The organism is Luteibacter sp. SG786 (genome assembly GCF_011759605.1).
GTDB lineage: Bacteria > Pseudomonadota > Gammaproteobacteria > Xanthomonadales > Rhodanobacteraceae > Luteibacter.
Genome location: NZ_JAAOYX010000001.1, coordinates 1,600,494 through 1,618,308, shown reverse-complemented (window position 1 = coordinate 1,618,308; position 17,815 = coordinate 1,600,494). Strand labels below are relative to the sequence as shown.

20 protein-coding genes are annotated in these 17,815 nt (G+C 66.7%); 13 read left to right on the top strand and 7 right to left on the bottom strand.

Going from position 1 to position 17,815, the window contains the following annotated elements:
* Positions 1-37: 37 nt before the first annotated feature.
* The 5 genes from FHS47_RS07355 to moaA are packed head-to-tail and all read right to left on the bottom strand — an operon-like array spanning position 38 to position 3,899.
* Entirely contained in the window at positions 38-1,228 is a 1,191-nt protein-coding gene (locus tag FHS47_RS07355) for a molybdopterin molybdotransferase MoeA (RefSeq protein WP_167025068.1), read from the bottom strand.
* The gene (gene moaCB / locus FHS47_RS07350) at positions 1,228-2,166 is read right to left on the bottom strand and encodes a bifunctional molybdenum cofactor biosynthesis protein MoaC/MoaB (RefSeq protein WP_167025065.1); all 939 of its coding nucleotides are present in this window, start codon (positions 2,164-2,166) and stop codon (positions 1,228-1,230) included. The genes FHS47_RS07355 and moaCB overlap by 1 nt, the downstream gene beginning before the upstream one ends.
* On the bottom strand, positions 2,163-2,648 hold the full coding sequence (locus tag FHS47_RS07345; protein WP_167025062.1) for a molybdenum cofactor biosynthesis protein MoaE: 486 nt from the start codon (positions 2,646-2,648) through the stop codon (positions 2,163-2,165). The genes moaCB and FHS47_RS07345 overlap by 4 nt, the downstream gene beginning before the upstream one ends.
* 2 nt (positions 2,649-2,650) lie before the next feature.
* On the bottom strand, positions 2,651-2,902 hold the full coding sequence (locus FHS47_RS07340) for a MoaD/ThiS family protein (protein WP_167025059.1): 252 nt from the start codon (positions 2,900-2,902) through the stop codon (positions 2,651-2,653).
* Between the two features lie 22 nt (positions 2,903-2,924).
* The gene (moaA, locus tag FHS47_RS07335; RefSeq protein WP_167025056.1) at positions 2,925-3,899 is read right to left on the bottom strand and encodes a GTP 3',8-cyclase MoaA; all 975 of its coding nucleotides are present in this window, start codon (positions 3,897-3,899) and stop codon (positions 2,925-2,927) included.
* 87 nt (positions 3,900-3,986) lie between these two features.
* Here moaA and FHS47_RS07330 point away from each other — a divergent pair, with 87 nt between their 5' ends.
* From FHS47_RS07330 to FHS47_RS07310, 5 genes are all read left to right on the top strand, one after another.
* The gene (locus tag FHS47_RS07330; RefSeq protein ID WP_167025054.1) at positions 3,987-4,964 is read left to right on the top strand and encodes an XdhC family protein; all 978 of its coding nucleotides are present in this window, start codon (positions 3,987-3,989) and stop codon (positions 4,962-4,964) included.
* Entirely contained in the window at positions 4,961-5,566 is a 606-nt protein-coding gene (locus tag FHS47_RS07325) for a nucleotidyltransferase family protein (RefSeq protein ID WP_167025052.1), read from the top strand. The genes FHS47_RS07330 and FHS47_RS07325 overlap by 4 nt, the downstream gene beginning before the upstream one ends.
* Before the next feature lie 164 nt (positions 5,567-5,730).
* Positions 5,731-6,555, top strand: coding sequence for a cytochrome b/b6 domain-containing protein (locus FHS47_RS07320; RefSeq protein WP_167025049.1), 825 nt, complete (start codon positions 5,731-5,733; stop codon positions 6,553-6,555).
* The gene (locus FHS47_RS07315) at positions 6,548-7,303 is read left to right on the top strand and encodes a molybdopterin-binding protein (protein ID WP_167025045.1); all 756 of its coding nucleotides are present in this window, start codon (positions 6,548-6,550) and stop codon (positions 7,301-7,303) included. Before FHS47_RS07320 ends, FHS47_RS07315 begins: the two co-directional genes overlap by 8 nt.
* A gap of 167 nt (positions 7,304-7,470) precedes the next feature.
* A complete protein-coding gene (locus FHS47_RS07310; RefSeq protein ID WP_167025042.1) occupies positions 7,471-7,863 on the top strand; it encodes an HU family DNA-binding protein in 393 nt (130 codons plus the stop codon).
* A gap of 935 nt (positions 7,864-8,798) precedes the next feature.
* Here FHS47_RS07310 and FHS47_RS07305 read toward each other — a convergent pair.
* Entirely contained in the window at positions 8,799-9,506 is a 708-nt protein-coding gene (locus tag FHS47_RS07305) for an alpha/beta hydrolase (protein ID WP_167025039.1), read from the bottom strand.
* A 211-nt stretch (positions 9,507-9,717) separates the two neighbouring features.
* On the opposite strand from FHS47_RS07305, the gene FHS47_RS07300 reads away from it, so the two are divergent.
* Both FHS47_RS07300 and FHS47_RS07295 read left to right on the top strand, forming a co-directional pair.
* Entirely contained in the window at positions 9,718-10,581 is an 864-nt protein-coding gene (locus tag FHS47_RS07300) for an alpha/beta hydrolase (protein WP_167025036.1), read from the top strand.
* On the top strand, positions 10,578-11,519 hold the full coding sequence (locus FHS47_RS07295) for an MBL fold metallo-hydrolase (protein WP_167025033.1): 942 nt from the start codon (positions 10,578-10,580) through the stop codon (positions 11,517-11,519). The genes FHS47_RS07300 and FHS47_RS07295 overlap by 4 nt, the downstream gene beginning before the upstream one ends.
* Before the next feature lies 1 nt (position 11,520).
* On the opposite strand, the gene FHS47_RS07290 is transcribed toward FHS47_RS07295, so the two are convergent.
* The gene (locus FHS47_RS07290) at positions 11,521-12,144 is read right to left on the bottom strand and encodes a response regulator transcription factor (protein ID WP_167025031.1); all 624 of its coding nucleotides are present in this window, start codon (positions 12,142-12,144) and stop codon (positions 11,521-11,523) included.
* A gap of 178 nt (positions 12,145-12,322) precedes the next feature.
* On the opposite strand from FHS47_RS07290, the gene FHS47_RS07285 reads away from it, so the two are divergent.
* The 6 genes from FHS47_RS07285 (at position 12,323) to FHS47_RS07260 (ending at position 17,806) form a co-directional block, all read left to right on the top strand.
* Positions 12,323-12,856, top strand: a complete 534-nt coding sequence (locus tag FHS47_RS07285) for an AraC family transcriptional regulator (protein WP_167025028.1) — start codon at positions 12,323-12,325, stop codon at positions 12,854-12,856.
* A 127-nt stretch (positions 12,857-12,983) separates the two neighbouring features.
* On the top strand, positions 12,984-13,640 hold the full coding sequence (locus FHS47_RS07280; RefSeq protein WP_208381837.1) for a hydrolase: 657 nt from the start codon (positions 12,984-12,986) through the stop codon (positions 13,638-13,640).
* 4 nt (positions 13,641-13,644) lie between these two features.
* The gene (locus FHS47_RS07275; RefSeq protein WP_167025025.1) at positions 13,645-13,887 is read left to right on the top strand and encodes a DUF1427 family protein; all 243 of its coding nucleotides are present in this window, start codon (positions 13,645-13,647) and stop codon (positions 13,885-13,887) included.
* 16 nt (positions 13,888-13,903) lie between these two features.
* A complete protein-coding gene (locus FHS47_RS07270; protein ID WP_167025021.1) occupies positions 13,904-15,790 on the top strand; it encodes an amidohydrolase in 1,887 nt (628 codons plus the stop codon).
* A complete protein-coding gene (locus tag FHS47_RS07265; RefSeq protein ID WP_208381836.1) occupies positions 15,775-16,197 on the top strand; it encodes a DoxX family protein in 423 nt (140 codons plus the stop codon). Before FHS47_RS07270 ends, FHS47_RS07265 begins: the two co-directional genes overlap by 16 nt.
* A complete protein-coding gene (locus FHS47_RS07260) occupies positions 16,187-17,806 on the top strand; it encodes an MFS transporter (RefSeq protein ID WP_167025018.1) in 1,620 nt (539 codons plus the stop codon). Before FHS47_RS07265 ends, FHS47_RS07260 begins: the two co-directional genes overlap by 11 nt.
* Positions 17,807-17,815: the final 9 nt, after the last annotated feature.

Genomic DNA, 17,815 nt, shown 5'->3' with positions numbered 1-17,815 from the left:
CACGAGTCGCGGTTCGACGCCTTGTCGGCAGACCACGTCATAGGGTGAGCCAGAGAACCCTCTCGCCCGCGCCGAAGCCGACGTCGCGGGCGGGCAACCAGACCAGGGCATGTGCCGAGGCTAGGTTGCTGAGCATGTGCGATTCCTGCCGCGGCAGGAGTTCCAATACGGTCGTGCTGCCTGTCGTGTTGACGCCCATGCGCACGAGCCTGTCGCGATGAGGATCGGCGTCCACCGGTGACGCCAGCACCCCGGCGCGCCAGTCGGGTTTTTCGGAGGTTTCGCCTTCCATCTGCGCCAGGATGGCGCGGGCATGCACCGCGAGGCACACCAGCACCGCACCCGGATTGCCCGGCATGCCGAGAAGGACCTTGCCGTCGCGCATGCCGAACCACAGCGGCTTGCCCGGCTTCTGCGCCACCTTCCAGAAGATCTGGCGCACGCCCAGGCGATCGGCCACGAGCGGGACGAAGTCGCGATCGCCCACCGATACGCCACCGCTGGTCACGATCAGGTCGGCGCTGTCGAGCGCAGCGCTCATGGCCTCCTCGAGCGCAGCCTCGTCGTCCCTTACATAGGCGATCACGGGCTCCCCGTACCCGTTCTCGACGAACCACGCGCGCAGCAGCGGGCCGTTCGCATCGTAGACGTGGCCGGGCTCGAGGGGCTCGCCGACGCGGCGGATTTCGTCGCCCGTCACCAGCACCGCCACACGCGGCCGGCGATAGACCTCCACCGTGTCGACGCCCGCCATGGCGAGGGCGGCGAGCAGTCCGGCACCGATTCTCTTTCCGGGCTCCGCGAGTGCCGTTCCGGCCACCAGTTCCTCGCCTTCGTAGCGGACAGCCTCGCCCTTCCGCACCGCTTCGCGCAGCACGATGCCCTCACCGGTCCGCTCGACGATCTCCTGGCGGGCCACCGCGTCGGCGCCTGCCGGGAGCAATCCGCCGGTGAGGATGCGCACGGCTTGCCCCGCCCCCACCGTGACCCCGGCGGGCGTGCCGGCGGCCGCGGTGCCGATGAGCGTACGCGGTGAAAGACCGTCGGCGGCCCGCACGGCATAGCCGTCCATGGCGCTCTGCGTGAACCGAGGCAGCGAAATACGCGCCTTGGGCGCCTCCGCGAGCACGGACCCCAGCGCCAGTTCCAGCGGCACGCGCTGGGTCGGAAGCGCGCGCACGCTGGAGCGGTACCGCGACAGCGCGTCCGACAGGGGAAGGAGGGGCATCAGGCCGACTCCCCGTAGCCGCCCGGATGCCTGCCTCCGGCACGGCCGGTTTCCAGCAGGTGGATCAAGCCCGGCAGGGTCGCCGCGAGGGACTCGCTCGCTCCGCCCCGGCTGCCGGGAAAGGTCACGACGAGGGTGTCGCGCACGTAGCCGGCCACGCCACGCGAGAGCATGGCGAACGGCATGCGCTTCTGGCCGAAGGCGCGCGCGGTTTCCATGATGCCGGGAATCTCCACGTCCAGCAGGGGACGCACGGTGTCCACCGTGATGTCCCGCGGGCCCAACCCGGTGCCGCCAACGGTGATCACAAGCGATATACCGCCTTCGACCAGCGACTGCAGCAGATTGCCAAGTACCGATGCGTCATCGGCGATCACGGCGTATTCCACCGGATCGAAACCGGCCTCCATGAGCGCGTCCCGAACATAAGCGCCCGCGGTGTCGGTCTTCGCGCCGCTCGCGACGGTGTCCGACAGCACCACGACCGCCGCGCTGCGCACCTGTGCGAGCGTGCGCCGATAGTGCGATTTGCCGCCTGTCTTCCGCTCGAGGCGGCAGTCCTCGATGTGCAGCTCGTCCGGCTCCGCATACGGCTTCAGCATGTCGTAGAGGGTGAGCGCCGCAAGGCTTGCCGCCGTCAGCGCTTCCATCTCCACGCCGGTAGGGCCGATTGTCTGCACCTCGGTGAGGACGCGCACGGAGGTCTCGCCGAGTTCGTAATGCACGTCGGCGCGGTGGATCGGCAGCGGATGGCACAGCGGAATCAGTTCATCCGTACGTTTCGCCGCGAGGATGCCCGCCACGCGCGCGGTCTTGAGCGGATCGCCTTTCTCCGTGTCGCCGCTGCGCAGCAGTGCGATGCACGTGGCAGGAGCATGGAGCGTGGCCGTGGCGCGCGCGACGCGCAGGGAATCCGGTTTCTGGCTGACGTCTTTCATCCGTGGCTCGCATGAGAGTGGTGACGATGCGACGCCGTGGCGGGCTCGTCCAGGTCGTCCCGGATACAACAGCCTTCCACGAAGGCGCTGCTGCCATCCGTGTAGAACTCCTCCTTCCATATGGGCGCGCCGTGCTTCACCGCATCCACCGCATAGCGGCAGGCATCGAAGGCCTCCGCGCGATGCGGTGCGCGCACCACGCAGACGATGGCGATGTCGCCGATGGTAAGGTCGCCCAGACGATGCACGATGCGCACATACGGTACGCCGTAGCGCTCGCGCGTGGCGTGCTCCACGTCGCGGATCACCTTCGCCGCCAGGGGCTCGTGCGCCGTGTACTTGAGATGGCGCACCGAGCGCCCCTCGTGGTGGTCGCGTACCGTGCCGACGAACAGTGCAAGGCCGCCGCACTCCGGATGGGCGTTCAGTTCGAGCAGAGGCTCGACGGCCACCGGCTCATGGGAAAGAAAGATGCGGTTCATGCTCAACCTCCCGCGACCGGTGGCAGCAACGCGATGCGGCCGTCCGCAGGCACGGCGTCGGCGCGGCGGACGATGGTGTCGCCCGAGACGCAGGCACAGCGTTCGAGGGAACCCGCAAGTTCGGGGTGTGCGCGCGCCAGCACGGCGAGTGCATCGCCGATGGTGGCGACGCCGCCGTCGGCATCGATACGGCATTCCTTCGTGCCGGCCAGCCTTTCGAGGTTGGCGAAGAGTTCGAAAACGATCGGTTTCATGGGCATCCTGGCAAAGGGCGGATCAACCGCCCATGGCATGCATGGTCAACGGGCGGTCCACCGGCCCGGGCCGCGAAGCATAGCCGGCGTCCTTCAGCCACACGGCCTTGACGACCTGCGCCGCGAGCGCCGCATCGTCGGCCCCTTCGCGCAGGCGAGCGCCCAACGGCATGCCCACCGGGGAGAACAGGCAGGTGAAGAGCTCGCCCGTCGCGGTAAGGCGCAGCCGGTCGCAGGTGGAACAGAACGGGTTGGAGACGGTGGAAATGACACCGAGCGAATAGTGGCCGTCGACGAGGTAAGGCGTGGCCGGCTCGTTGCCGCGCGGCTGCGCCTCCACCCTGTGCGATTGGCCGATGGCGGTCAGTATCTCGGCCTCCGACACCACGGCGTCGCGCTTCCAATGCCCCGGCGCGTCGAGCGGCATGTATTCGATGTAGCGCAGCGGCAAACCGCGCGCCATCGCCCATTCGAGCAACGGCACAATGTCCTGTTCGTTGTCGCCGCGGATCACCACCGCATTCAGTTTCACCCTGGCCCCTGCATCGGCGAGGGCGTCGATGCCGTCGAGCACCGGGGAGATCTCGCGCCGGGTCAGCCGGCGGAACGTGCCGGCATCGATGGCGTCCAGGCTGACGTTGAAGTCGTCGACACCCGCCGCGACCAGCTCGCGCGCCTTCGGGGCGATGCGCGAGGCATTGGTGGTCATGGACAGGCGCGACAACCCGCGCTCGCGAAGCGCGTCGATGGCACGCACGCAATCGAGCAGGTCGGGCCGGAGCAGCGGCTCGCCACCGGTAAGGCGGATCTGTTCGATGCCGTGGTCGACGAATATCCCGGCAAGGCGGACGATCTCGTCGCGCTTCAACAGACTGGCTCGCGGGAGCCAGTCCGGATGCTCCGGCATGCAATAGGTGCAACGGAAGTTGCAGCGGTCGGTGAGCGATATCCGCAGCTTGCGCTTGGTACGTCCGTGGCGGTCGATGAGTGGGGACATGGTCGCCTTAGGAGAGCACGGAGGGCGTGAGACGGGTGTTTCGGCCGTGTCATGCCCCTTCTGCCGCAATCGTGCCAGACTTCGGCCATGAGCGCCTTGGACACATCCACCGTTCCCGCCTGGCCTGCCTGGCCCGACTACGCCCTCGTGGAAGACCTGCTGGCATCGCTGCGCGAGTTTGCCCACCGGGGCCGCGTGGCGCTGGCCACCCTGGTAAGCGTGCAAGGGCCGTCGCCGCGGCCGCTGGGCAGCGAGATGGTCATTGCGGCCGACGGCGCCGTGGCCGGTTATGTCTCGGGGGGATGCGTGGAAGCCGCCGTCGCCGCCGAGGCGGCCATGGCGCTCGCGGAGCGCCGCCCGCGCCTGCTCGATTACGGGGTGGGCAGCGATGTGCTCGATATCCAGCTCAGCTGCGGCGGGCGCATCGGGATCTTCGTGCGCGAACTTCGCGAAGCGGCTGCTTACGTGCATGCCCTCGGTGTCGCCCGACGGGAGCGGCGTACCGTCACGGCGCTCTCCACTGCCACGACGGGCGAATGGTCGATCCGCGACGGCGTCGTCCCCGCGGACAGCGGCGCCTATGCGGTGGTCCATCGTCCTCCGCTGCGGGTGGTCGTGGTCGGGGGCGATCCGGTGACCTTAGCCGTGGCGCGTCTCGCACCGCTCGTCGGCGTGGAAGTCGTGCTGCTTAGGCCTCACGGGCCGGCGTCGCCGCCGCCCGGAGCGGTGCTGGCGGGATACGACTCACGCTCGCTTCCCGCGGCACTGGCCCAACTTGCCATCGACGACCGTACGGCCGTCTATTCGCTCAGCCACGACGCGGAAGTGGATCACGCCGTGGCATCGCATGCGCTGGCATCGCCGGCTTTCGCGGTGGGCGTACTCGGCAGCCGGCACAAGATCCAGGCGCGCATGCAGCGTCTGCGCGACGAGGGCATCAGGGAAGAAGCCTTCGATCGGCTCCGCCTGCCCGCGGGCCTGCCGATCGGTGCACAGACGCCGCACGGCATTGCCTTGTCGATCCTTGCCGAAGTGTGCCAGCGCGACCGCGCACGCGCGGAATGAATACGGGCCACGACGCGGTGATCCTCGCCGCCGGCGGCAGCCGCCGCCTCGGCCGGCCGAAGCAGTTACTTACCCGCCACGGCGAGGCACTGGTCGCCCGGGTAGCCCGGTTGGTGCTTGCGACGAAACCGGAGCGGACGATCGTGGTGGTGGGGGCGCACTGCAACGAAGTGACGGCGGCGCTGGGCGACCTCGACGTGCAGGTGCTGGTCAACGAACTCTGGTCCACAGGCATGGCGTCAAGCCTGCGCCTCGCGGCGGGGGAACTGGCCGGCCGCGAGCGCCCGACGCTCGTCACCGCGGTAGATCAACCGGCGCTCGAGGCTCGACACCTCCTCGCGCTGCTCGCGATACACGGGGACGACCGCGACACGGTCAGCCGCTACGGCGACGCGCGAGGCGTGCCGGTGGTTCTCCGCGCATCGACGCTGTCGCGAGGGATGGAACTCGAAGGCGACGCGGGGTTCCGCGATCTGTGGCGCGACCTGGCACCGCGTAGCGTACGCGCCGACGAACTCGGCGACGATCTGGACGACGAGGCCGACCTTCGGCGTGCCGTCGCAGCCGGACGGCTGGACGATCCGGCGGGCGCTTCCCTGTAGGAGCCGCCATGGCGGCGAGGGAGCGCGCCTCACGGCTACACCGCTTCGTGGGCCTCTCGCCGCCATGGCGGCTCCTACAGGTCCAGGTCGGGGCTCGAAGACACCCTGCAAGAAAATATCCGCCCGCACGGTCATACTTCAGGTCGCCTGCCGCGGAGCATCCCATGCCCAACACACGCCTCGTCTATCGGCACCGCTGGCCCGTGCGCGTGATGCACTGGATCAACGTGGTGTGCCTGTTCGTGCTGCTCGGCAGCGGCTTGCAGATCTTCAACGCACACCCTTCGCTCTACTGGGGCCAGCGTTCCGACCCCGGCAAGGCGGTGTTTTCGCTGCAAGGCGGTGTCGATGCACAGGGCGCGCCGCGCGGCACCACGCGTATCGGCAGCCATGCGTTCGACACCACCGGCGTCCTCGGCGCCTCCAAAGTAAACGGGCAGTGGCGGTCGCGCGGCTTTCCCGCCTGGGCCACGATTCCTGGGCCGGGCTGGCTCGCGATGGGTCGTCGCTGGCACTTCTTCTTTGCCTGGCTCTTCGTCGCCAACGGCATCGCGTACGTGGGCTGGTCCCTTTTCAGCCGGCATCTCGCCAGGGACCTCGTGCCCACGCGGAACGACTGGCGCGGCTTCGGCCGTTCGGTCGTCGACCACCTGCGCTTCCACCATCCGGTGGGCGAGGAAGCGGCCCGTTACAACATCCTGCAGCGCCTCGCCTACCTCGTCGCCATCTTCGTGTTCGGTGGCGGCATCGTGCTCATGGGCGTTGCCATGTCGCCCCGCATGGATGCGGTGCTGTACTGGCTCGTCGACCTCGTCGGCGGTCGCCAGTCGGCCAGGACCATCCATTTCATCATCGCCGTCGCCTTCGTGGCCTTCGTGCTGGTGCACGTCTTCGAGGTACTGGTAAGCGGTCCCCTCAACCAGCTACGCGGCATGGTGACCGGCTGGTACCGGATTCGCGACGACAGGGAGGCAACCCGCCATGACTGACCGCCGCCATTTCCTGCGCAACACCCTCCTCGCCCTCGGCGGCGCGACGCTGGCCGGCTGCGACCGCATCTCCGAAAGCGAGACCGGCGCACGCGTGCTCGAATCCGCGGAAGCGGTGACGCGACGGGTCCAGCGGTTCCTCTCGCCGTCGCGCGCCCTCGCGAAGGAATACGCGGAATCCGACATCTCCCCGGTGTTCAAGCCCAACGGCACCACCATGCCCGACACGCCGCTCTACCAGTCGCTGCTGCGCGGGGAATTCTCCGACTACCGCCTGGAAGTGGATGGCCTCGTGGCACGGCCGGCGCGGCTGTCGCTGGAGGAACTGAAGGCGCTGGGCAGCCGCACGCAGATCACCCGCCACGACTGCGTGGAAGGCTGGAGCGCCATCGGCAAATGGACGGGCACACCGCTAGCCGCCGTCCTGGACCGCGTCGGCCCGACGGATCGCGCGCGTTACGTCGTCTTCCATTGCTTCGACACTTACGACGAGGACACCCCGTACTACGAAAGCATCGACCTCGACGAAGCGCGGCACCCGCAGACCCTGCTCGCCCATACCCTCAACGACAAGCCGCTGCCGGTCGCCAACGGTGCCCCGCTGAGACTGCGGGTGGAACGCCAGCTGGGCTACAAGCACGCGAAGTACCTTCGCCGGATCGAGATCGTCGCCAGTTTCGCGGACATCGGTGAGGGCAACGGCGGGTACTGGGAGGACAACGGTTACGAGTGGTACGCGGGCATCTGAGCCGTTTTTTCTGCATTGCGTCACGGGGACCCTGAAAAAAGGGCTCATAAATGCGAAAAAACTTCGCGGACCCTATTTTCAGCGGACGAAAGCAACGCTAGAGTGAGTCGCCCGCTGGGCACCGGCCGGTAAGGCCGCCTCATTCGATCAAAGTGACAAGGATAACCATGGCCAAGACCACCAAATCGGCGGCGAAGAAGGCTGCCAAGGCTCCCGCCAAGGCAACGAAGGCGCCGGCCGCCCTCAAGCCCATCAAGGATCCGCTGTCGAAGTCCTCGCTCGTCTCGCACATCGTCGAGCAGAGCGGCGTGGACAGCAAGAGCGTGAAGGCCGTGCTGGCCTCGCTCGAAGGCGCGATCTCCGCGTCGGTTCACAAGAAGGGCGCCGGCACGTTCACGCTGCCCGGCCTGCTCAAGATCACCTCGGTCGCCGTCCCGGCCAAGCCGAAGCGCAAGGGCAAGGACCCGTTCACGGGCGAAGAGCGCTGGTTCGCCGCCAAGCCCGCTTCGGTCAAGGTCAAGGTCCGTCCGCTGAAGAAGCTGAAGGACGCCGCCGCCTGATCCCTCGCGGTGGAACATCCACCGCGACCAGGAAGCGAAAAAGACCCCCGCTCGAAAGGCGGGGGTTTTTCTTTGGTTCTTCGCGCATCTCCGAGGGATGGCGGCTTTGCTGTCTGGTGCCTATGGTTTTCGCTTCGCAGGGTGGGCTCGCCTTCGGCATCGCTCGCGGCGCTTGCTGCGTGGCGTGGCGTCGTTATGCTCGGTCGGGTGCGACCGTTCGCGCTTGAGTCGCTGGGTGCCTGCCTTCGCAGGCACGACGATATGGCGGCAAGAAAACCCGGCACCGATGCCCACGACATACGCGTACCCGGTGCTTTGTGTGGGAGCCGGCTACGCCGGCGATCCCGCGGCAGCGGGCCATCTTGCCGCGAACACCCATCGCCGCTGAAGCGGCTCCCACACAAAGCGAAGCGGCTCCCACAAGAGCACGACGCGACGGTATCGCAGCGTCCCCACCTACCGTCGTGCCTGCGAAAGCAGGCAACCAGCGCCTCGGTCGACAAGATGCGAGAGCAGCCATCAGCTCCTGCTCCGGCTCTCCCAACACCAACCCGCACCGTCGGCTGCCAGTACCCGTTCCCCTCGCCGCGATGTCTGGAGTCGAGGGCGTGCGGGCGGAAAAGGCCCGCAAGGGGGCGGGCCAGGACGGCCCGCCGTCTTCGCCGAGGCAGGAAGCCGAGTCGAAGACCCCCGCCCGGACGCCCGGGTCCGCCGCGGCGAAGCCATAAGACACGAGCCGCGCAGCGGCTCTCCTTGCGCAAGGAACGACGTAAGTCTTCGCGGCGAGGGGAACGGGTACTGGCTCCCAAGCAACGGCACAGGCGCCACGAGCGAGGCCGCAAGGCGAGCCCTCCCTACGAAGCGACCACTATCACCAGGCAACGCAGCAACAGTCCCCGGAAACGCGAGACGAATCTGTCTCCTCGTGCCTGCCTTCAGCCGCGAACGGCTGCGTCGGCAGCTTCCGTGATCGCCTTCACGACCTCGTCGGCATGAGAGATCAGCGACATATGGCTGGAAAGTACTTCGGTCACTGTCGAGCCCATGAGCTTGGCGGCATCGCGCTGCAACTCCGGCGAGACCGCACGGTCGCTGGTCGAGACGATGAACCAGGACGGGCGCGTGCGCCATGCCGTGGTCGTCAACGCATCGCCGAAGGTGCTCTTGGCAAGGGGACCCTGCGTTGCCGCCAGGAGGCGTGCCATATCGGAAGGGAGGTCTTGCGCGACGTCGTCGATGAAGGCCTGCTCAGAGAGATAGACAAACCCGTTGCCGTCCTCGCGGATGCCGCCAAGCGCCGGCGGGGAAGGGTACTTGCCGACCAGTTCTCCCGTGGTCTGGCCCACGCTTCCGGAAAAAGCCGACACGTACACCAGCGACTTCACCTTCGGATCGTCGCCCGCTTCGGTGACGACGAAGCCGGCCCAGCTGTGGCCAACGAGGACAACCGGCCCTTCGACGAACGAAAGAACGCGCTTCGTTGCGGCAACGTCTTCGGCGAGCGACGTGAGGGGATTCTGCACCGCTACGACCTTCAGGCCCCGCGAAAGCAGCTTCGGAATGACGGCGTTCCAGCTCGAGCCGTCTGCCCATGCACCATGGATGAGGACAATGGTGGCCTGTGGGGTTGGGTTGTTGCTCATGGCGATTCCTATGATGGCGGGATAAGTCGCGTTCGAACGCGAACCTCGCGCCAAGCTAGGACAATCCAGCGCCCGGTGCTTGCAGGAAGGCGGGGTGGACGATCCTTCTAAGCACGCGTCTCACAACCCATCAAGGTGCGGTCCAATCATGCTATTTGCACGCGCTGCGCATCGATACGCTGCGATCTCCTTCCGCCGCAGTTGATGAGCCATGAAACATCACACCGTCAGGGCCAACGGCATCCGCCAGCATTATCTCGACGCGGGTGAAGGTGCACCGGTTGTCCTTCTGCACGGCTTTCCCGAGACGAACTACGCCTGGCGATACCAGGTTCCCGTGTTGGCGGGCAAATACCGTGTGATCGCGCCGGACCTTCGCGGCTACGGAAAGACCGACAAGCCTGCAACCGGCTACGACAAGCGGAACATGGCGCGGGACCTTCTCGCGCTCCTCGATCACCTCGGCATCGACCGCATCGCCCTCGTCGGGCACGACCGCGGCGCACGGGTCGCGACACGATTCGCCAAGGATCATCCGCACCGCCTGGACCGGGTCGTTGTGATGGACAACGTGCCCACCCGCATCGTCGCCCATTCAATGAATGCGAAGGTGGCGAAGGCGTACTGGTTCTTCACGTTCCACCAGGTGCTCGACCTGCCCGAGGCGCTCATCGCAGGGCGGGAAGACGTATGGCTTCGTCACTTTTTCACCGACTGGTGCTACGACCCGCACACCATCGCGGGTGCGGACTTCGACGCCTATGTGTCGGCGTACCGGGAGCCCGGCGCCGTGCGCGGTGCGATGGCGGACTACCGGGCGGCGCCCGAGGACGTGCTGCAGGACGAGCAGGACGCCGACACGTTGATTGCATGCCCGACGATGGCCATCTGGGGCGCGGACTTCGAGGCGGTCGGGGGCACCTTCGACATGGCCGCGGTGTGGAAGGGCATGGCAACCCACCTTCGCGCCGAGCCCATCGCCGAGTGCGGCCACCTTCCCCAGGAAGAGCAGCCGGAGATCGTCAACGGGTTACTGCTGGACTTCCTCGACGGCTGGACCGGAGGTGCGGCATGAAGCGGCTCTGCCTGTTGCTGGCACTCCTTGTCGCCATCGGGAGTGCTGGTGCCGACGATGTGCGGGTCGGCCCGCAAGGCCCCGGCTTCTACCGGCTGCGGCTCGGGGCCGACGAGGTCACGGCGCTTCTCGATGGCACCCATCCGTTCGCGGCCGACGAACTGCTCACGCACATCGATCGTGCAAAGGTGGACGGGCTACTCAAGGCCGATTTTCTGGCCTCACCGGTCCAGGGCTCCATCAACGCCTTCCTCGTCAAGACACCTGACCGTCTTGCGCTCATCGACACGGGTGCCGGTCCCCTCTATGCCGGGGACGGCGGTTTCCTACCCACAGCGCTGCTCGCGGCGGGATACCGCCCCGAGGATGTCACCGACGTCCTCCTGACGCACCTGCACCGTGACCACGTCGGTGGCCTCATCCGCAATGGCACGATGCTCTTTCCCAACGCCGTGGTTCACGTCAACGGGGACGACGCCGACTTCTGGCTCAATCCGGCGAACGAGGGCAAGGTCCAGAAAATCCTGCTGCCCATGTTCCCGGGCGCGATGGATTCGCTCGCGCCGTACCGGAAGGCCGGGCGAGTGGTGACATTCCGGGGTGAAACCGATGTGCTGCCTGGATTCCGCGCCGTTCCCGCACCGGGGCACACCCCGGGGCATACCTGGTACCTCGTGACGAGCGGGCAGGAGCATCTGCTCGCCTGGGGCGATACGGTCCATGTGGCAACCGTCCAGCTCGCCGAACCCAATGCTTCCATTCGATACGACTACGACGAAGCGGCCGCTGCCGCATCGCGCAAGCGGGCTCTGGAAGAGGCCGTCAGCAAAGGCTATTGGGTGGCGGCAGCCCACGTGTCGTTTCCCGGCCTTGGACACGTCAGGCGTACTGCAACCGGATACCAGTGGGTGCCGGTCAACTACACGCGGACGCCTTGATTCAGTCGAGATAACCGCGAGCGATCGCGATGGAGAGCGCGTGTGCACGGTTGGTGGCCCGAAGCTTGGCCATCGCATGGGACAGGTGCTCCTTCACGGTGTTGCTGCCGATGCCGAGGTGCTGGGCGATCTGCTTGTTTTCCAGTCCCGCCGCCACCCCGCGAAGCACGGACAGCTCGCGCTCGGTGAGCGACTCGTCACCACGGTGTTCGTGCAGGCGCTTCGCCACTTCCGCCGAGATGCGGTGCTGGCCGCCGTGGACCGCCCTGACCACGCCGACGAGGTCGTTGGCCAGGGAGGTCTTGAGCAGGTAGCCCTGGGCGCCTGCGGCAAGCGTCCGCCGCGCCGCCGCGTCTCCACCATAGGTGGTGAGCACGATGACGCGGGCCATCGGATCGATCTTCCTCATGGCGCCTACCACTTCGTCACCGTCCATGTCTGGCAGTTTCAGATCGACGACGGCGACGTCGGGACGCATGTCGCGGAAGATCTCCACGCCTTCTTTCCCGCTTCCCGCCTGGCCCACGATCAGGATGTCCGGCTCGGCCGCCAGCATGGCCACCACACCGGCGCGAAACAGCGGGTGGTCGTCGACGACGATGAGGCGGATGGCAGCTGGGGTCATGAGTGTTTCCGTGCAATCGGGTGCTGGACGTAGCGTGGAGGACGGGTTGGCCCGAGTCGTATTGTTGCCTGAGCGGGCCATCATGTCTTAGGAAAATCACCCCCCATACAGGGGGTCTGCCCGGAGCGGGCGGCCGATAGCATCCGCATCGTCTTCGAGCTGTGACGATGGTGGCTCCATGCGAATCGATACCTCGTTGTCGTCGGTCTTATCCACCGACCGCGTTTCGCCGGTGAGTGAGGTGCAGCAGTTGCTGCGCCAGGCGCTGCGCCAGATCGCCGACGTGGAAAAGGCCGACCGCGCCGCCTGCGCGCGCTACATCGCGGAGGCCTTGCGGATTCACCAGCAAGCCACCACGCAACGCGCTGCCCGCGCTCCGACGGGGCTGGCAGAGTGGCAGGTGCGCACGGTCGAGCAGGTGGCACTGGCCCGCCTCGACCTCGGTCTTGCGATAACCGAACTTGCCGCGGCCTGCCAACTGTCCCGCGGCTACTTCAGCCGGGCGTTCAAGGTGACCTTCGGCGAGAGCCCGCATCGGTGGCGACACCGCAAGCGCATCGAGCAGGCCTGCAGGCGGCTCGTCGACACGACCGACACCCTTGCCGGCATCGCGATGGACTGTGGGTTCAACGATCAGGCGCACTTCACCCGAGCCTTCAAGGCGCTGATGGGAACGACACCACACTTGTATCGCAAGGCGCGCGCAAGGTGAGGGCTTCGCTCGCCGGTCCGTGCTTGTTTTTATCAAACATGCGGACGATGGATTCCAAAGCTTCTATTTGTCTTCCGGTGTGCTGCCTATCGTGAATGCAATCGCAGGAACCGCCTGCGATCCATTCATGAGGCCCCTTCCCATGCCATTCAACGAATTGATCACGCCTGCCAATTGTGCGCTTGCGCTCATCGACTTCCAGCCCGCGATGTTCCAGGGCGTGCAGAGCCACGACCGCAAGGTCATCATGGACAACGTGCAGATCCTCGCGCGGGCCGCGAAGCTCTTCAAGGTTCCGACCATCCTCACCACGGTCGCCAAGGACAGCTTCTCCGGTCCCTTCATGCCGGAAGTGACCGACGACGTCTTCCCCGGCGAGCCCGTCATCGATCGCACCTCCATCAATTCCTGGCTGAACGCGGACTTCCGCAAGGCCGTCGCGAACACCGGTCGCAAGCGCTTCGTCGTCGCCGGCTTGTGGACCGGCGCCTGTGTGAACTTCCCGACGCTCGACATGCTGCGCGAGGGCTACGAAGTCACCGTGGTGACCGACGCCTGCGGTGACACGAGTACCGAGGCACACGAGCGTGCCGTCCAGCGCATGGTTCAGGCCGGTGCGGTGCCGATGACGACGCTCCAGTTCATGTTCGAGCTGCAGCAGGACTGGGCACGCTCGGGCACCTACGAGGGCGTGATGGACATCCTGCGTGCCCTCACGCCTTACGGTATCCAGGTGCGCTTCTCCAAGTGGGCGCTCGGCGAACATGCCTCGGAAGCGGGTTGAAACCATGTCGCCCTATCTCATCTCCCTCGCGTTCGGTGTGGTGGTCGGCATCGCTTACGGCTGCTTCGGAGTGCGTTCGCCGGCGCCACCGATGATCGCCTTGCTCGGGCTGCTCGGCATGCTTGCCGGTGAGGCGGCCGTGTCCTACGTGAAGGGACATCCGGACGTCTGGGCCAATCTCTGGCACAGCAAGAGCTTCGCCGTTCCCAAGAGCGACGCCCCTCGTTCCAACGACGACCACGCCTGATCCTCGGAGCTTTGCCATGTCGCACGTCCCCGTCCCGGACCTCGTCCTGCACCGAGGCCTGTTCACCACCCTCGACCGTCGTCGGCCGACGGCAAGTGCCGTGGCCATTCACAATGGGCGGTTCCTGAAGGTGGGAGACGACCATGAGGTGCTGGCACTGGCCGGCCCGGGGACACGTGTGGTCGATGTCGGTGGGCGCCGGGTGCTTCCGGGGCTCATCGACAACCACCTCCACCTGATTCGTGGCGGACTGAACTTCAACATGGAACTGCGCTGGGACGGTGTGCCGAGTCTTGCCGATGCCATGCGCATGCTCCGCCGGCAGGTCGAAATCACGCCCCCGCCGCAATGGGTGCGCGTCGTCGGCGGCTTCACCGAACACCAGTTCGTCGAAAAGCGCCTCCCCACGATCGACGAGCTCAACGCCGTGGCGCCGGACACCCCGGTGTTCATCCTGCACCTGTACGATCGCGCGCTGCTCAATGCCGCGGCGCTGCGTGTGTGCGGTTACACCAAGGACACCCCCAATCCACCCGGGGGCGAGATCCTTCGCGACAAGAGCGGCACCCCGACCGGCCTGTTGCTCGCCAAACCCAATGCGTCGATCCTCTACGCCACCTTGGCCAAGGGTCCGAAGCTGCCGTTCGAATACCAGGTGAATTCCACCCGTCACTTCATGCGCGAGCTCAACCGCCTCGGCATCACGGGTGCCATCGACGCCGGCGGCGGTTCGCAGAACTGGCCCGACGACTATGCGGTCGTCCAGCAGCTGGCGGACGAGAACCAGCTGACCATCCGCATTGCCTATAACCTGTTCACGCAGAAGCCCAAGCAGGAGAAGGACGATTTCCTCGCCTGGACGAAGTCGGTCACGTATCAACAGGGCGACGACTATTTCCGGCACAACGGCGCAGGCGAGATGCTGGTGTTCTCGGCCGCCGACTTCGAAGACTTCCGCCAGCCCCGGCCGGACATGGCGCCCGAGATGGAAGGCGAACTCGAAGGCGTGGTGCGCATCCTCGCGCAGAATCGCTGGCCCTGGCGCCTGCACGCGACCTACGACGAAACCATCAGCCGCGCGCTCGATGTGTTCGAGAAAGTGGCCCAGGACATTCCCCTGGACGGGATTCACTGGTTCTTCGACCACGCCGAGACCATCTCGGACGCGTCCATCGATCGGATCGCGGCCCTCGGCGGCGGCGTGGCCGTGCAGCATCGCATGGCCTACCAGGGCGAGTACTTCGTCGAGCGTTACGGCATCGGCGCGGCGCAGGCAACACCCCCGGTCAGGAAGATGCTGGATCGGGGCGTCAAGATTTCCGCCGGTACCGATGCCACCCGTGTGGCATCTTACAACCCGTGGGTGTCGCTTGCCTGGCTGACCACGGGTCGCACGGTCGGTGGGCTGCGCCTGTATCCCCAGCACAACTGCCTCGACCGCGAGGAGGCCCTGCGCATGTGGACCGAGAATGTCACGTGGTTCTCCAACGAGGAAGGCAAGAAGGGGCGGATCGCGGAAGGACAGCTGGCCGACCTCATCATCCCCGACCGGGACTTCTTTGCCTGTGCCGAAGACGAGATCGTCGGAACGACGTCGTTGCTGACCATGGTCGGCGGCAAGGTGGTTTACGCCGCCGGGCCTTTCGCTTCGCTCGACGAAAGCGACATCCCCGCCGCGATGCCCGACTGGTCGCCGGTCAATGCCTATGGCGGTTACGCCGCCTGGGCAACGCACCAGTTGCGTGTGGATGGAGCCGAGCGCCGCGGGCATAGTACATGTGGTTGTGCGCACGGGTGCTCGGTGCACGGGCATGACCATGGCCGTTCGCATGCGACGTCGCTTCCGGTCGACGACTTCAAGAGCTTCTGGGGCGCGTTGGGCTGCGCATGCTGGGCCGTATGATGCGCCCGGCCTCCCTGCGCATGGACGTCGTGCTGTGGCTTGCGCTCCTCGCGCTATGCTCGGCCTACCTCCAGGGCGCCATCTGCAAGCTCGTCGATTTCGATTCGGCCATCGGCGAGATGCAGCACTTCGGCCTCTCGCCGCCGCGCCTGTTTGCCTGTGGCGTCATCGTCTTCGAGTTGCTGTGCTCGCTCGCCGTCCTCACCGGACACCTGCGGTGGCTGGGCGCGTTCGCGCTGGCCTTGTTCACCTTCACCGCCAACTTCCTTGCCAATGCCTGGTGGAACGAGACGGCGGGCCCCGGGCGCGACATGATGATGAACGGGTTCTTCGAACACCTGGGCCTTGCCGGCGCGTTCGTGTATGTGGGCTGGCTCGACCTGCGAGGGCGCCTCCATGGCCGCTGAAACGGGGGGACTCTCCGACAGCCTGCGGCCGCTCAAGCACGCGACCTTCGCCGTCCTCTGGGTGGCGACTGTGCTGGGTAACACCGGCACTTTCATGCGCGACATCGCCAGCTCCTGGATGGTGACGGAACTGGGTGGCGGCCCCGCCGCGGTCTCGCTCATCCAGGCCGCGGGCTCCTTGCCGATCTTCCTCCTCGCCATCCCCGCGGGCGTGTTGTCCGACATCCTCGACCGCCGCCGTTTCCTCATCGCCGTGCAGGTTCTCCTTGCCTGCGTGAGTGCGACGCTCATGATGCTCGCCTCCACCGGAAACCTGAGCATCGCGGCGCTCGTTGCCCTGACTTTCGTCGGCGGCATCGGCGCGGCGCTCATCGGGCCGACGTGGCAGTCCATCGTGCCGGAACTCGTCGAGCGGGCCGAGCTCAAGGATGCCGTCTCGCTCAACTCCCTGGGCGTCAACATCTCACGCGCTATCGGGCCGGCCGCAGGCGGTCTGATCCTTGCCGGCATGGGCGCCGCCGTCACGTATGGCACGGACGTCTGCAGTTATTTCCTCGTCATCGCGGCCCTCGTCTGGTGGCGGCGCAAGTCCACGGGCGACACGGCGCTTCCGGAGAACTTCCTCGGCGCCTTTCGTGCGGGTCTTCGATACACCAAGGCAAGCCGCGAGCTGCACGTTGTCCTCATCCGGGCGGCCGTGTTCTTCGCGTTCGCTTCCGCGGTGTGGGCACTCTTGCCGCTGGTGGCCCGCGGCACCTTGCATGGCGGTGCGGGGTTCTACGGTGTGCTGATGGGCGCCGTGGGCGCCGGTGCCATCGTCGGCGCGCTGCTGCTGCCGAAGATGCGTGCACGATGCAGCGCCGACGCGCTGCTGCTCGGTTCGTCGCTGCTCTCCGCCCTCGTGATGGTCGTCCTGGCGCTTGTCCCCGACAAGGTCGTGGCGTTCGTCGCGCTCCTGGTGCTCGGTGGCGCGTGGATCATGTCGCTGACCACCTTCAACGGGGTCGCGCAAGGCATCCTGCCCAACTGGGTGCGGGGCAGGGCGCTTGCCGTGTACCTCACCGTGTTCAATGGTGCGATGGCGGCGGGAAGCATCGGCTGGGGCACGCTGGCCGAAGCGGTGGGCGTGGGCACGACGCTGCTGGCCAGTGCCGCGGGGCTCGTCGTGGCGGCGTTCGTCATGCGCACCATGCCGCTGCCATCGGCCGAACTGGACCTGAGTTCGGCGCACCAGTGGGCCGAACCGCTCACGGCCGAACCGGTCGCGAACGACCGCGGCCCCGTCCTCATCCTTGTGGAATACGACGTGGCACACGAAAGGCTTGCCGCGTTCCTCGCCGTGCTGGAGCGCTTCTCGATGGAGCGTCTGCGCGACGGGGCTTATGCCTGGGGCGTCACCCAGGACTCGGGCAATCCCGAGCACGTCGTGGAGTGGTTCATGGTCGAGTCGTGGGCCGAGCACCTCCGCCAGCATGAACGTTTCAGTCACGCCGGCGCGGACATCCAGAGCGAAGCCTCCGCCTTCCACCGGGGCGCCCAGCCGCCCAAGGTCACGCACCTCATCGGTGTCAACGCCCGCGCGATCGCGCAGGGCCTTCCTTCTTCCTGAGCAACGGAC

Excerpts from the sequence above, each read along its gene's own strand:
- FHS47_RS07330 (WP_167025054.1), top strand. The coding sequence starts at position 3,987 with ATGAGCGCCTTGGACACATCCACCGTTCCCGCCTGGCCTGCCTGGCCC.
- FHS47_RS07285 (WP_167025028.1), top strand. The coding sequence starts at position 12,323 with ATGCGAATCGATACCTCGTTGTCGTCGGTCTTATCCACCGACCGCGTT.
- FHS47_RS07260 (WP_167025018.1), top strand. The coding sequence starts at position 16,187 with ATGGCCGCTGAAACGGGGGGACTCTCCGACAGCCTGCGGCCGCTCAAG.
- FHS47_RS07345 (WP_167025062.1), bottom strand. The coding sequence starts at position 2,648 with ATGAACCGCATCTTTCTTTCCCATGAGCCGGTGGCCGTCGAGCCTCTG.
- FHS47_RS07305 (WP_167025039.1), bottom strand. The coding sequence starts at position 9,506 with ATGAGCAACAACCCAACCCCACAGGCCACCATTGTCCTCATCCATGGT.
- FHS47_RS07320 (WP_167025049.1), top strand. The coding sequence starts at position 5,731 with ATGCCCAACACACGCCTCGTCTATCGGCACCGCTGGCCCGTGCGCGTG.
- FHS47_RS07300 (WP_167025036.1), top strand. The coding sequence starts at position 9,718 with ATGAAACATCACACCGTCAGGGCCAACGGCATCCGCCAGCATTATCTC.
- moaA (WP_167025056.1), bottom strand. The coding sequence starts at position 3,899 with ATGTCCCCACTCATCGACCGCCACGGACGTACCAAGCGCAAGCTGCGG.
- FHS47_RS07290 (WP_167025031.1), bottom strand. The coding sequence starts at position 12,144 with ATGACCCCAGCTGCCATCCGCCTCATCGTCGTCGACGACCACCCGCTG.
- FHS47_RS07325 (WP_167025052.1), top strand. The coding sequence starts at position 4,961 with ATGAATACGGGCCACGACGCGGTGATCCTCGCCGCCGGCGGCAGCCGC.
- FHS47_RS07355 (WP_167025068.1), bottom strand. The coding sequence starts at position 1,228 with ATGCCCCTCCTTCCCCTGTCGGACGCGCTGTCGCGGTACCGCTCCAGC.
- FHS47_RS07265 (WP_208381836.1), top strand. The coding sequence starts at position 15,775 with ATGCTGGGCCGTATGATGCGCCCGGCCTCCCTGCGCATGGACGTCGTG.
- FHS47_RS07340 (WP_167025059.1), bottom strand. The coding sequence starts at position 2,902 with ATGAAACCGATCGTTTTCGAACTCTTCGCCAACCTCGAAAGGCTGGCC.
- FHS47_RS07315 (WP_167025045.1), top strand. The coding sequence starts at position 6,548 with ATGACTGACCGCCGCCATTTCCTGCGCAACACCCTCCTCGCCCTCGGC.
- FHS47_RS07295 (WP_167025033.1), top strand. The coding sequence starts at position 10,578 with ATGAAGCGGCTCTGCCTGTTGCTGGCACTCCTTGTCGCCATCGGGAGT.
- FHS47_RS07270 (WP_167025021.1), top strand. The coding sequence starts at position 13,904 with ATGTCGCACGTCCCCGTCCCGGACCTCGTCCTGCACCGAGGCCTGTTC.
- FHS47_RS07310 (WP_167025042.1), top strand. The coding sequence starts at position 7,471 with ATGGCCAAGACCACCAAATCGGCGGCGAAGAAGGCTGCCAAGGCTCCC.
- moaCB (WP_167025065.1), bottom strand. The coding sequence starts at position 2,166 with ATGAAAGACGTCAGCCAGAAACCGGATTCCCTGCGCGTCGCGCGCGCC.
- FHS47_RS07280 (WP_208381837.1), top strand. The coding sequence starts at position 12,984 with ATGAGGCCCCTTCCCATGCCATTCAACGAATTGATCACGCCTGCCAAT.
- FHS47_RS07275 (WP_167025025.1), top strand. The coding sequence starts at position 13,645 with ATGTCGCCCTATCTCATCTCCCTCGCGTTCGGTGTGGTGGTCGGCATC.